The sequence below is a fragment of the Nitrosospira multiformis genome (genome assembly GCF_900111585.1).
GTDB lineage: Bacteria > Pseudomonadota > Gammaproteobacteria > Burkholderiales > Nitrosomonadaceae > Nitrosospira > Nitrosospira multiformis_B.
In genome coordinates, this window is record NZ_FOHI01000011.1 from 18,258 (window position 1) to 31,819 (window position 13,562).

The window sequence follows — 13,562 nt, forward strand, 5'->3', positions numbered from 1 at the left end:
GGTTACGCAGTTGCGTATGTCTGTTTATGCCGGCGAGTCATAAAAATACCTAACATGCCAACCATGACAAGCGCAAGAACTGTGGGCTCCGAGACTGTGTTATTCGGTAGCTCCGCCGCTGGCAGCGACGGTTCAAAATATGTCTGGCTCGTCAGCCCCTGATTACCCACGTTCAGGTACCCTGACGCAACAAGCTGCGAAGAGGAATTGCTTTTTAACCAATTCATGGTCCAGTTCGCACCCTGCATGTTGATTTCATAGGTTTTTCCATCGACCACAAAATCTTTCACGAAGAAAAACCCATTGAATACACCATTATTGAATTGTATGGATGGGCCACCCAGCACATCCCCATCTCCGAACTCGAAACCCAAAGGTCGACTTCCAAAGTCTATGTCGAAAATGGTGCTGTTTGAGGCGCCGGTAACTGCTGCGAGCGCAATGGTCACGGTACCGGTACCACTCCCGGGGATGAGGCTTTGATCGAATAATACATTTCCGCTAACGCTGCCGGCAGCGCAACCACTGCATGTACTGGTCTGCTGCAAGCCCAGGCTATTAGCCAACCCGTCAGTGGTGAGAATTCCACCAGAGAAATCGGCGGTCATATAAATAGGTGTTGCCTGAACAGCCGATATTGCAGAGAGCAATACTCCAGATGCAATTGCGTCGCGAAAAAATCTATTCACCTTACCCCCATGGATAGTGAAAAAATAGAACCTGATGCCATCTTATCTACATCACATCAGATTCCTATTGGACTTAAGTACACCCTGTACTTCGGTACAAGGCGATGAGCGATGAGAGTGGGGAGACAGCCTTTGCTCTAATACCCGTCGAATGACGTTCCGCTCCATCGAATCCACGCCTCATCCAGACAGAAGCTGCCATTGACGCTATCAAGACACGCTTCTCAGCCGGTTGGTTGTCAGGAGTCTGTCGGAGGGAATGGTGGATAAGGGCATGATAGAATCCAAGCTCCACCTGAACCCTGGTATTGCCATGAACGAACACCCTCGCATCAAATTACTGGAAGATCTGCTGGCCCGCCGCATTCTGCTGCTCGACGGTGCGATGGGGACCATGATCCAGAGCCACAAGCTTGGCGAAAAGGACTATCGCGGGGAGCGCTTTGCCGATTTTCCGCATGACCTCCGGGGCAACAACGATCTCCTGACGCTCACCCAGCCGCAGGTGATCCGTTCCATTCATGAAGCCTATCTGGAGGCAGGCGCAGACATCGTCGAAACCAACACTTTCAATTCCACCTCGGCCTCGATGGGCGACTACCACATGCAGGACCTGGTGTATGAGCTCAACTTTGCCGGGGCCAGGCTGGCAAAGGAAGCAGCTCAAGCGATGGAGGCAAAGACGCCCGAGAAGCCGCGCTTTGTCGCGGGCGTGCTGGGCCCGACCACCAAAACCGCTTCGATTTCCCCCGACGTGAACGACCCCGGCTTTCGCGGCATCACATTCGACCAACTGGTGGAGGATTATTCCGAATCCATTCGCGGGCTGCTCGACGGTGGAGCTGATATCCTGCTGGTGGAAACCATATTCGATACCCTCAATGCGAAGGCGGCGCTGTTTGCCATAGACCGGTATTTCGAAACGCATCAGGTGCGTGTTCCCATCATGATTTCGGCCACGATAACGGATGCTTCGGGGCGCACGCTTTCCGGCCAGACGCCGGAAGCATTCTGGAACTCCGTATCTCATGCCCGTCCGTTGTCCGTAGGACTCAACTGCGCTTTGGGGGCGGAACTGATGCGCCCTTATGTCGAGGAGCTTTCCAGGGTAGCAGGCGTGTATGTGAGTGCTCACCCTAATGCAGGCCTGCCTAATCCGCTGGCGGAGACGGGCTATGACGAATCCCCGGAATATACTGCAGGGTTGATCAAAGGGTATGCGCAATCCGGTTTTGTGAATATCGTGGGCGGTTGCTGCGGCACCACGCCTGCGCATATCAAAGCCATTGCAGACGCCGTTGGGAGTATCCCCCCTCGGGCCGTGCCGGATATTCCAAAGAAGCTTCGTCTTTCCGGTCTTGAACCGCTCAACATCGGTGACGACTCCCTGTTTGTAAACGTCGGGGAGCGGACCAACGTCACCGGTTCGAAAGCCTTTGCCCGCCTGATACTCGGCAACAACTATGCGGAAGCACTGAGCGTCGGACGCAGCCAGGTCGAGAATGGGGCGCAGATCATCGACATCAACATGGACGAGGCGATGCTCGATTCGCAGAAGGCGATGGTTACTTTCCTGAATCTCGTCGCCGCGGAGCCGGATATCAGCCGTGTGCCGATCATGATCGATTCCAGCAAGTGGTCGGTCATTGAAGCCGGGCTGAAGTGCGTACAGGGCAAGCCTATCATCAACTCCATCAGCCTCAAGGAAGGTGAAGCCGAATTCATCGAACATGCGAAACTCGCGCGGCGTTATGGCGCTGCGGTCATCGTGATGGCATTCGACGAGACCGGCCAGGCGGACACTCTGGCGCGTAAGGTGGAGATTTGCACGCGCTGCTACCGCATTCTCGTTGATCAGGTTGGCTTCCCTCCTGAGGACATCATCTTTGATCCGAATATCTTTGCAATCGCCACCGGCATCGACGAACATAATAATTACGGGGTGGATTTCATCGAAGCGACCCATGCCATCAAGGAGAAGCTGCCGTATGCGAAAGTGAGCGGCGGCGTTTCGAATGTTTCCTTCTCCTTCCGCGGCAATGAGCCGGTGCGGGAGGCGATCCACACCGCCTTCCTCTACCACGCCGTTCGCGCCGGGATGACGATGGGCATCGTGAACGCCGGTCAGCTCGGCGTTTATTCCGATATTCCCAAGGACCTGCTGGAACGGGTCGAGGATGTATTGCTCAACCGCACCCTTCCGGGAGACGGAGAGGCTACCGCCACCGAGCGCCTGGTGGAATTTGCCGAAAGCTTCAAGGGACAAAGCAAGGAAAGCACCGAAGACCTTGCCTGGCGGAACGGTTCGCTGCAGGAGCGGCTGACCCATGCCCTAGTCAAGGGGATTACGACCTATATTGTGGAAGACACCGAGGCAGTCCGGCAGGAAATAGCCGCACAGGGCGGACGTCCGATCCAGGTGATCGAAGGGCCCTTGATGAATGGCATGAGCGTTGTCGGCGATCTGTTCGGATCAGGCAAGATGTTCCTGCCCCAGGTGGTGAAATCGGCGCGCGTGATGAAACAGGCTGTAGCGCACCTGCTGCCGTTCATCGAGGCGGAAAAGAAGCTGCTTGGCGATTCCAAAGCCAAGGGCAAGATTGTCATCGCCACCGTCAAGGGCGATGTGCATGACATTGGCAAAAATATCGTCACCGTGGTGCTCCAGTGCAACAATTATGAAGTGGTGAACATGGGGGTGATGGTCCCCAGTGCCAAAATTCTGGAGACAGCGCGACGTGAAAACGCGGATATGATCGGGCTTTCAGGGTTGATTACGCCTTCCCTGGAAGAAATGGCGCATGTGGCAAAGGAGATGGAGCGGGAAGGTTTTACCATCCCGCTATTGATTGGCGGAGCCACCACTTCGCGCGTGCACACGGCGGTGAAGGTGGCGCCCAAATACAGCGGGGTCACCGTGTGGGTGCCGGATGCCAGCCGCGCGGTCGGCGTGTGCAGCAATCTGTTGTCGGAGGATTTACGGGCGGACTATATTCAACAAATCCAGACCGAGTATGAGAGGGTACGGGCGCAGCATAAAAACAAGAAAGGGCCCGCGCCGATGCTATCCATTGCGGACGCCCGCAAGAACGCCTTCAAAACGGATTGGAAAACCTACTCCCCTCCTTCCCCGGGTTTTACCGGTGTCCGGTCCTTGCGAAATTACCCCCTGGAAAAACTGGTCCCTTTCATAGACTGGACGCCGTTCTTTCAGGCATGGGAGCTGTCGGGACGTTTCCCAGCCATCCTGGAGGATGAGGTGGTCGGCGAGGCCGCCAGCAATCTCTACCGCGATGCGCAGGTGATGCTGAAAAAGATCGTGGAGCAGAAATGGCTTACAGCAAATGCCGTATTCGGCCTGTTTCCAGCCAATACGGTCAACAGTGACGATATCGAAATCTATACGGACAAAGCTCGCGAGCGGATAGCGATGACCTTCCACAACCTGCGCCAGCAGACCATGAAACCGGACGGCAAGCCCAACCTGTGCCTGGCGGATTTCATTGCCCCCAGGGAAAGCGGCATTGCCGACACTATCGGCGCGTTCGCGGTAACTGCGGGAATGGGCATCGAGGCAAAGTTAAAGGTGTTCGAGGAGGCGCATGACGATTACAGTGCAATTATCCTGAAAGCGCTAGCGGATCGTCTGGCGGAAGCTTTTGCGGAGCACATGCACTGGCGGATACGGCGTGAATTCTGGGGCTTTGTCAAAGATGAAAACCTGAGCAACGAGCAACTGGTTGCGGAAGAATATCAGGGCATTCGCCCCGCGCCGGGCTACCCGGCCTGTCCGGATCACACCGAGAAGGGCCCCTTGTTTGAAATGCTGAAAGCGCCTGAAAATGCGGGCATTATCGTGACTGAATCCTTTGCCATGGTACCCACGGCCGCGGTATCAGGCTTTTACTTTTCCCACCCGGAAGCCAGGTATTTCGCAGTCGGCAAGATCGCCAAGGATCAGGTGGAGGATTACGCCAGACGCAAGGGCTGGACACTGGAAGAAACGGAGACGTGGCTGGCGCCTGTTCTGGCGTATGAAAGATAGCCGTATGCTCGCAACTCTCTCATATTCTTGATCTCGTAATACACTACCTGGACTGCTTATCACCGCCCGGACGGCGTAGGCATGAAGGATCTGGATCAAGGCATGTGGGCAGGGATGATAGTGTTGCTGCTGACATCAACAGCGCCCGCCAAGCGGTAGGAGGGTTCAGCGGGAATGAGCCGTATTTTCCTCATCCCTTTATCGCCGGCCTTGATGGAGCTAACTTGACCGATCTCAATTCCACTTTCATTTACCTGATGATAATGTAATTTTTCGGGGTGGTACTGCCATCAATAACGTAGGTCAGCTTATTGCTGGCACCATTCCGGAGCCGGAGAATTATGCGCTCCTAGTCAATGACGGAGTTGATAGCTTCTCCGATAGAATCACGAGAAATCTGCCTTATCCGACCACTGATTTCTAAACTCCATTAACTCTTACGGAGAATGGGATGTTCGGCAATGCTAAACAAAGCAAAAAAAATGAAGTCATGCTTAGTAACGCCACGTCGAATACCGGTAAGACCGGCTTCTTTGATTCGGCTGAAAGCGAGAGGCTCGAACATGAACGCTGGAAGGTTGCCATGGATGCAAACTCGGTGTTGGGCGCGATTACGAAAGGCACTCTTGAACAACTGGGTCAATTGATTCGGAACATCGAAAGATTGGTCGGGTTATTGGATGAGTGCCCAATCTCAGCAGGTTTGGAGTCTGAGTGGAATGATGAGTACTATGAAAAAGTATCCGAGCTGGCGCGAGAAATAGAAGCGCTTGCGTACAGTACTCGAATTCCGCAGCCCCTTATTCCATTTACCGGATTCTACGATACGCTCGGGATTAAAACATATGCCTATGTATCGTTTCTTCATAGTCTTCGTGCAGATCGCTCGACGTGGCTCCCCCGTCCTGAAGGTTATTTCGGAAACATCGAAGCATTAAAGTTTCCGGATCAGCTCATTACTTTCCATCAAAGAGTGTACGAGATTTATGATCGCTGGACGATGGTTGGGGATTTACGCCAAGCAGCGGGCAAGCCGAGTGGATATACGCTATCAAAACGGTTTGATGAGCATCAGGTTGAAGAACTCAGTAAGACTCCCCGGCTTCGCAGAATGCTTGAAAGTGCTCTTAAAGAGGCGTTTACCGATGCTGATCAAAAGGAACTTCTAGGGGAAATAACGAATGCAGCGGTTGTGTACGCAAAGGATTTTCGCTTGGAACTCCATGGCATCGCCTCGGTTCTGGTATGGATCGAGGCTGCTAAGCATTATGCCCATACCGGCGATAATGCGCCCAGAATGCAGCATTTTGCTTTGGAGCATGAGCTTGCGAAGGTGTGGGATGCAGGAAGAGTTCAGGAAATCCATTCTCAATCATGCAAGAGTCGATAATCTGATTGTCTTTAATTTTAATTTGTGCCAAAAAAGTCTCCCTCTTGTTCTGAAATCAACGGACGAAACAATTCCTCCCCCTGATTCACTACCTTACCCACCGCCTGTGTTACAGGCCATGCTTGTATCCTGTTCTCATCACAGGGCTTGAGCAGGGATAGCAGGATCTCATCCGTCCTCAGGTCCGGGTCAAGCCATGTATCCCAGGCATCCTTTGAAAGTATGACTGGCATCCGATCATGGATCGGTTGCATCAGCGCATTGCACTCGGTCGTGATGATGGCGCAACTCTCTTTTGCTTCTCCCGTATCGGTGACCCAGGTTTCGTATATGCCGGCAAACGAAAATGGTGTGCCGTCCCGGCTGGATATAAAATACGGCTGCTTGCGCCGGCCCTCCGTTTTCCATTCGAAGAACCCGGAAGCGGGGATCAAGCAACGCCTCTGGCGGAAGGACTGTCTGAATGCAGGTTTTTCGGCCACCGTTTCTGCCCTGGCATTATTCAATACCGGCAGCTTCTTCACATCCTTGATCCAGTAAGGAATGAGGCCCCAGCGCATCATGGAGCCCATGCGGCCACTGTCAGTATCGCGTATGGCGAGTATTTCCATGGTGGGCGCAATGTTGTAGCGGGGTTTCAGTTCCGGCATGAATGAAGCATGGTACCACTCCGTCAATACAGGATCAGGATGATTCAAGCCGTAGCGTCCACACATTTTCAGCTATCCTTCCGAGACAGGTTACACTTTTTTCTATTGCATCAGGCCGCATCCCATGGCAAACATTCTGCTCCTTGGGTTCATGACTTCCCCCTGCCTCGCCTTCATAGGGGCTTCAATCCCCGCTCCGTTATGCGGGTCCGGGGAGAGAAAACAAGCTTGCTCGCCGTTCTTGTCACTCCTTCACGCGGCTGATCTTTGCCACTTCAGGAATTCGCCTCAAACTGCGAATCACCTGTGCCAGATGATGGCGGTTGCGTACCTGTAAGACGAAATTCATGTTGGTATATGTGCCATCACCCTCCATGGCGACATTATCGATATTGGAATCCGCATCAGCGATGGCTGCCGCCACCCTGGCTAGTACTCCTCGCTGGTTGGCCACCATCAGCTTGATACCCACTTCGAACTGCCGGTCGATGTCCTTACCCCAGGCCACATCCAGCCAATTGTCCGAACTGCCCTTGTTTTTGGTTACTGCCGGACAGTCATCGGTGTGGATCACGAGCCCCTGATCTTTCTTGATAAACGCTATAACCGGGTCACCGGGAATGGGTCGGCAGCACCTGGCAAATTGTACGGCCATGCCCTCGGTACCGAGTATCGTGATAACATCCGTAGTTCCGCTTGCGCCGAGAGTGGATTCGCCGGGTGAAGCCGCAAGCCGCCGTGCAATCACTGCCGGTAAATGCTTGCCCAAGCCCATATCCGCCAGCAAATCGGTTCTGGATTTGGCGCCGCTTTCACGCGTCAGTTTCTCCCATTGCGCCTCGCTGATCGTCTGCGGATCGACCTTGAGCGTGGCGAATGCCTGATTCAACAGGCGCTCCCCGAGTTTCGCCGATTCATCGTATTGCATGGTCTTGAGAAAACGCCGGATATGCGAGCGTGCCTTACCGGTAACGACGTAATTCAGCCAGGCCGGATTAGGCTTGGCATGGGATGCGGTCACAATTTCCACCCGGTCTCCGCTTCTGAGCACTGTGCGCAGCGGCGCATTCTCCCCGCTTATTTTTGCCGCAACACAACAATCGCCGATGTCCGTATGCACCGCATAGGCGAAATCCACTGCGGTCGACCCCTTGGGCAGTGCCAGTATCTCGCCCTGGGGCGTAAAGACATAGACCTCACCCGGGAACAGGTCAACCTTGATGTGTTCCAGAAATTCCAGCGAATCGGTGGAATCACTCATGGTTTCGAGCAGGCTCTGCAACCACTGATGGGTTTTCATGTTCAAATCGTTCAGATCCGCATCGGAACTCTTGTAGAGCCAGTGCGAGGCAACGCCCGCCTCTGCAATCCGATGCATTTCCGGTGTCCGGATCTGGATTTCGATCGGCGTGCCGTAAGGCCCCCACAAGGTGCTGTGCAGGGACTGGTAGCCGTTGGCCTTGGGGATGGCGATGTAATCCTTGAATTTTCCGGGAATGGGATTGTAGAGGCTGTGCAGTGCGCCCAGCGCGATGTAGCACGAAGCCACGTCCTTTACGATGATGCGAAAACCATAGATATCCAGAATCTCGGAAAACGAAAGATGCTTCTCCACCATCTTCTTGTAGATGCTGTAGAGCTGTTTCTCACGGCCGGTTACTTCTGCATCCAACCCTGCGGTCTTCAGGCGCTGCTTCATGGTCTCGAGAATTTTCGTCACCATTTCGCGGCGGTTTCCGCGCGCCGCCCTGGTGGCGTTGGTCAGAACCCGATAGCGCCTCGGATACAGGTAACGGAAGCTTAAATCCTGTAATTCATGGTAAATATTGTTGAGTCCTAGCCGATTGGCGATAGGTGCGTAGATTTCCATGGTTTCACGCGCGATACGCCGCTTTTTCTCCGGCCGCATGGCCTCCAGCGTGCGCATATTGTGCAACCGATCCGCCAGCTTGATGAGGATGACGCGTACATCCCGCGCCATTGCCAGCAGCATTTTGCGGAAATTCTCCGCTTGCGCATCCGCGTGGCTCTGGAATTCGATCTTGTCCAGCTTGGAAACACCGTCCACCAGTTCCGCGACCGACTTGCCAAAGCGATCCCCGATTTCGGCTTTGGAAACATGTGTATCTTCCATTACGTCGTGCAGCAGCGCTGCCGCCAGCGTCTGGCTGTCGAGGCGCAGTTTGCCCAGAATGCTGGCTACTGCGAGGGGATGAGAGATATAAGGTTCGCCGGATTGGCGGAATTGACCCGAGTGGGCGCTCTGACTGAAGAGATAGGCGTTCTGAAGCTCGGATACGTCTTCCCGCGTGAGATAGCTGGAGAGTTCGTGAAAAAGGAAACTCGCCTCAGGCAAAGTAGCAGAAGAACTGGACAGACCTCGCGCCTGCATCGTCATTTCCTTCATTTCATTCCATCAACATACGTTTCGGAATAGCGGTATCCTCATTTGATGATTGATCGTCAGTTTACTTGTTACGCAATGAAACCGGTTTTTTTACATCCCCGGTAGCGCTTGAACGCTCTAAAGGGTTCCAGTCGTGAGGATATCCGTTCCAACCAGGCCTTGTGAAATTTCCCGCAGCGCAATCACGGTGGGTTTATCCCGCGACGGTTCCACCATCGGGCTTCCGCCCACTGAAAGCTGGCGCGCCCGAATGGTTGCAACGAGGGTCATATCGAAGCGATTGGGAATTCTTTTCAGACAATCGTCAACAGTGATGCGTGCCATGATTTCCTTTACCAGGATATAAGGAAATTACAGTATAGAGTGTCTGGTTGTGGAAAGGCAACCCGGGGAACATTTCAAGCACTTCATTTTGCACGACAAAGGTACATGCCGTTGCTACCGCTGATGGTTCTATGAAACTTCTGGGGGAGGCGGAGGTAGGGAGTCTGCGTGCTTGTCCGGTTTATAAAACGGACGTGCGGGTGAGTTGTGCCAGCAGACCATGGTGACGGACAAGCTGCTTCGCCGTTTTCAGGCGCTCCGCCTGTATGATACATTTCAGATCCTGCAACGCCCTGTCCAGCTTGTCGTTGATGATGATGTAATTATACCCTCCCGCATGACTCAACTCCTCACGCGCCGCTGCCAGCCGGCGACTGATCGCTTCGAGGCTGTCCTGGGCTCGATGGCGCAAGCGCATTTCCAGTACTTCGAGTGATGGCGGCAGAACAAAAATGCCCACCGCTACGGGGAAAACCGCGCGCACCTGACGCGCGCCCTGACTGTCTATTTCCAGCAGAATGTCGCGCCCCGACATCATGGTTTCATTGATCCACTTTTTCGAGGTGCCGTAGAAATTCCCATAGAGTTCCGCGCTTTCCAGGAACTCGTCCTCTTGCAGTTTCTGCTCGAATACTTGACGCGTTACAAAATGATAATCACGTCCGTCCATTTCTTCGGGGCGAGGCTGCCGTGAGGTATATGAAATGGACAGGCTGAGGTCGATATCCGTTTGCAGCAGTGCCTTGACCAGACTGGTCTTGCCAGCTCCCGACGGCGCGCTGATGATATATAGAGTACCCGGCGTTGTAGTCATTGGTTAGGCCTGCTGAAATCCCTCTTCAGCAATACGTGTTGTTACGGTTTTTTGTTTTTGATTGAGCTCGCGCTCTTTCCGAAGGCTTCCGGCTGGAAGGGTCGAAAGCAGAGTGTAACAGCTTCCACAACTCAAGGAGTTTCAGGATTTCACCCGCCTCTACCCCTTCAACTAGCCCAAGGCCTGGGATCGCGTCCAGCGCACGATATCCTGGGTTGTCATTGCGCCCGCCTGTCGTGCAAGCTCCCGACCGCCCTTGAACAGGATGAGTGTCGGAATACTGCGAATGCGGTACTGCGCGCCGACTGTTTGCTCCACATCGGTATTCACCTTCACGAGGCGAACATGGGGCTCAAGCAGAGCCGCCGCTTCTTTGAAGGCTGGCGCCATCATTTTGCAGGGTCCGCACCAGGGTGCCCAGAAATCGACCAGAACTGGAACATCGTTTTTATTAATGTAGCGTGCGAAGGTTGAATCGGTTAATTCCAACGGCTGGCCGGCGAATATCGGCTGGTGGCATTGTCCGCAATTGGGCTGTTCGCCGAGGCGCGCAGCGGGGACACGGTTAATCGAGTGACAATGAGGGCAGACGAGATGCAGGGAATCACTCATAAGAATTTACACATATCATCCAATAATAGCCGGTAAATCGAGTACTCTCGTTTTCAATTCAGGACGATGGCTATTTGTGTCGGGGATTCACGCGGTAGCGGCAAAAAAACATGATGCCAATGTTATTTATACATTCAACTACCGATTTTCCTGCAGCTATTCGATATTCTGCACCTGCTCCCGCATTTGCTCGATCAATACCTTGAGTTCCACCGAAATTTTCGACACTTCCGCATCCACCGATTTCGCGCCGATGGTATTGGCTTCCCGATTGAGTTCCTGCATCAGAAAATCCAACCGCTTGCCGATCGCTCCGCCTTTCTCCAGAACGCGTTCTACTTCATCGAAGTGCGCCTGAAGGCGCGATAGTTCCTCATCCACATCGATCTTGCTGGCAAACAATGTCAATTCCTGGCGGATGCGCTCGTCATCACAATTTATCATGGCTTCACACAGCCGGGCTTTGAGCTTTTCCTGAAATGTCGCCAGTAAAGCAGGAATGCGTGGACTGACTTCGGATGCGAGCCGGCGCATATTGGCCAGGCGTTCCAGCAATATGGCTTTAAGTTTTGCACCTTCACGACCACGGGCAGCAGCCAGTTCGTCCACTGCCATATGCAGCAAGTCCATGCATGGCCCGAAAAGGTTCTCAGCGGAGGAGGATTCCGTCGCCAATATTCCGGGCCAACGAAGGACATCTGCCACTGCCAGGCCCCGAGCCTCAGGTAATACCGCTCTGACGGTACGGTCCAGTTCCAGCAATTTTTGCAACAAATCCGCATTAATATGCTGCAAATCTTCCGCGGGTGTAATCCGGGAAAAACTGACGCGGCATTCGATTTTTCCACGCTTGAGGCGGGCGGTCAGAAATTCGCGCATTGCGGTTTCCAGCATGCGGAATTCGTCGGGAAGGCGAAACTGGATATCGAGATAACGGCTGTTGACCGAGCGAAGCTCGAGATTCAGCGATCCTTGTGGAAGTTCCTTCGCGACTACGGCATAGCCGGTCATGCTGTAGATCTTGGCTAACTTGTCCACTCGATCATCCACTCGAAGGTCCTTGATGCGTTAAAATTGTGGGACTAGGCATTATCGCATATCGTTGCTGCATATAAAGGAAACGAGTTGGTGTTTCCGTGCAGTCGAAAAGCGGTATGCATCGTTCGACTTATCCGGTAAATGTATCACCGCTCAGTTAATAGTGAAGGATATAGTACAACTTATGCGTCCCAGTAAACGCCGCCCAGATCAACTTCGCTCCGTTCAGATTACCCGGCATTACACTCGGCACGCGGAAGGTTCAGTGCTGATCGAATGTGGGGATACCCGCATAATCTGTACTGCGAGCGTGGATGAGAAAGTACCTCCTTTTCTACGCGGCAAGGGACAGGGCTGGCTCACAGCAGAATACGGGATGTTGCCGCGTTCCACCAATGAACGCATGCAGCGGGAAGCCGCCAAAGGCAAGCAGTCCGGCAGGACGATGGAAATTCAGCGGCTGATTGGGCGCGCCTTGCGTTCGGTAATGGATTTGACAAAACTGGGCGAGCGAACCATTCAGGTGGATTGCGATGTGATCCAGGCTGATGGTGGTACTCGCACGGCGAGCATCACGGGTGCATTTGTAGCAGTGCATGATGCGATAGGAACGCTGCTGCACAAGCAGGCGATAGAAGCCACGCCGATCACCGGTCATGTTGCAGCGGTTTCAGTGGGCGTCTACGAAGGCGTGCCGATGTTGGACCTCGATTATCTGGAAGATTCGCGCTGCGATACGGACATGAACATCGTCATGACGGACGACTTTGGTCTGGTGGAAATGCAGGGGACGGCCGAAGGCATGCCTTTCAGCCGGAATGATCTGGATATGATGCTGGATCTGGCACAGCAGGGAATACGGGAACTGATCGCAACTCAGAAAAACGCATTGAACAGATAAAGCCGGATATGCAAAAACTGGTCATTGCCAGCAATAATGCCGGCAAACTACGAGAAATTCGCCTCTTGCTGGAACCTCTGGGAATCGAAGTGCTGCCCCAGTCGGCATTCGATTTTCCCGAAGCTGAGGAACCTCATTGCACTTTCGTTGAGAACGCGCTTGCCAAGGCACGCCATGCCAGCAAAAATACCGGGTTGCCGGCACTCGCCGATGATTCCGGCATTTGTGTCAATATCCTTGGAGGCAAGCCCGGTATCTTATCTGCGCGTTATGCGGGAGAACCGAAATCGGATGAACGCAACAATCAGAAGCTGGTCGAGGCGCTGCAAAACCAGAGTGACCGCCGGGCGTACTATTACTGCGTTATAGCGCTGCTGCGGCATCCCGAAGATCCGCAACCCATTATTGCCGACGGAAGCTGGCATGGAGAAATTCTGCTGAATCCCCGCGGTAACGGCGGCTTCGGCTACGATCCCTATTTTTTTCTGCCAAACCTCGGCAAAACAGCCGCGGAACTGCCGATGGAGCAAAAAAACCGGATCAGCCACCGGGGAAAAGCACTCGCGCAACTCGTCAAGAGGATCAGACAGGAACAGCCCTGATTTGACCGCTTGCCGCTTATTCAGCCGTTGCAAGGAGAAGAGAAAGACAATTTCAATCATTGCTGAAACAATGGCTCCTTTTGCTTGTCT

General features: G+C 53.6%; 11 protein-coding genes. 4 read left to right on the forward strand and 7 right to left on the reverse strand.

The genetic code is table 11. The annotated features are described in order from the left end of the window. Nucleotides 1–2 precede the first annotated feature (2 nt). Complete coding sequence (locus tag BMW46_RS13335) at nt 3–689, reverse strand: PEP-CTERM sorting domain-containing protein (RefSeq protein WP_074709154.1); 687 nt, start codon at nt 687–689, stop codon at nt 3–5. Nucleotides 690–963: 274 nt separating this feature from the next. Here BMW46_RS13335 and metH point away from each other — a divergent pair, with 274 nt between their 5' ends. Then, nucleotides 964–4,734 (forward strand): methionine synthase, encoded by a 3,771-nt coding sequence (metH, locus tag BMW46_RS13340; RefSeq protein ID WP_371113519.1) that lies wholly within the window; start codon nt 964–966, stop codon nt 4,732–4,734. Nucleotides 4,735–5,185: 451 nt separating this feature from the next. Further along, nucleotides 5,186–6,124 (forward strand): hypothetical protein, encoded by a 939-nt coding sequence (locus BMW46_RS13345; RefSeq protein ID WP_074709155.1) that lies wholly within the window; start codon nt 5,186–5,188, stop codon nt 6,122–6,124. A 17-nt stretch (nt 6,125–6,141) separates the two neighbouring features. On the opposite strand, the gene BMW46_RS13350 is transcribed toward BMW46_RS13345, so the two are convergent. From BMW46_RS13350 to BMW46_RS13375, 6 genes are all read right to left on the reverse strand, one after another. Continuing rightward, complete coding sequence (locus BMW46_RS13350; RefSeq protein WP_074709156.1) at nt 6,142–6,840, reverse strand: SOS response-associated peptidase; 699 nt, start codon at nt 6,838–6,840, stop codon at nt 6,142–6,144. Nucleotides 6,841–7,018: 178 nt separating this feature from the next. After that, nucleotides 7,019–9,181 carry a RelA/SpoT family protein gene (locus tag BMW46_RS13355; RefSeq protein ID WP_371113520.1) on the reverse strand — a complete coding sequence of 721 codons (2,163 nt, stop codon included), beginning with the start codon at nt 9,179–9,181 and terminating at the stop codon, nt 7,019–7,021. Nucleotides 9,182–9,298: 117 nt separating this feature from the next. Continuing rightward, nucleotides 9,299–9,505: a DNA-directed RNA polymerase subunit omega gene (gene rpoZ, locus BMW46_RS13360; RefSeq protein WP_074709157.1), complete on the reverse strand. Its 207-nt coding sequence runs from the start codon at nt 9,503–9,505 to the stop codon at nt 9,299–9,301. 181 nt (nt 9,506–9,686) lie between these two features. Beyond that, nucleotides 9,687–10,319, reverse strand: coding sequence for a guanylate kinase (gene gmk / locus BMW46_RS13365; protein ID WP_074709158.1), 633 nt, complete (start codon nt 10,317–10,319; stop codon nt 9,687–9,689). Nucleotides 10,320–10,490: 171 nt separating this feature from the next. Next, nucleotides 10,491–10,931 (reverse strand): thioredoxin TrxC, encoded by a 441-nt coding sequence (gene trxC / locus BMW46_RS13370; RefSeq protein ID WP_074709159.1) that lies wholly within the window; start codon nt 10,929–10,931, stop codon nt 10,491–10,493. 156 nt (nt 10,932–11,087) lie between these two features. After that, nucleotides 11,088–11,942 (reverse strand): YicC/YloC family endoribonuclease, encoded by an 855-nt coding sequence (locus BMW46_RS13375; RefSeq protein ID WP_074709208.1) that lies wholly within the window; start codon nt 11,940–11,942, stop codon nt 11,088–11,090. A gap of 211 nt (nt 11,943–12,153) precedes the next feature. Between BMW46_RS13375 and rph the strand changes: the two genes are divergently transcribed. Continuing rightward, the gene (gene rph, locus BMW46_RS13380) at nt 12,154–12,870 is read left to right on the forward strand and encodes a ribonuclease PH (RefSeq protein ID WP_081355812.1); all 717 of its coding nucleotides are present in this window, start codon (nt 12,154–12,156) and stop codon (nt 12,868–12,870) included. Between the two features lie 8 nt (nt 12,871–12,878). Further along, nucleotides 12,879–13,472 (forward strand): RdgB/HAM1 family non-canonical purine NTP pyrophosphatase, encoded by a 594-nt coding sequence (gene rdgB / locus BMW46_RS13385; protein WP_074709161.1) that lies wholly within the window; start codon nt 12,879–12,881, stop codon nt 13,470–13,472. Nucleotides 13,473–13,562 lie beyond the last annotated feature (90 nt).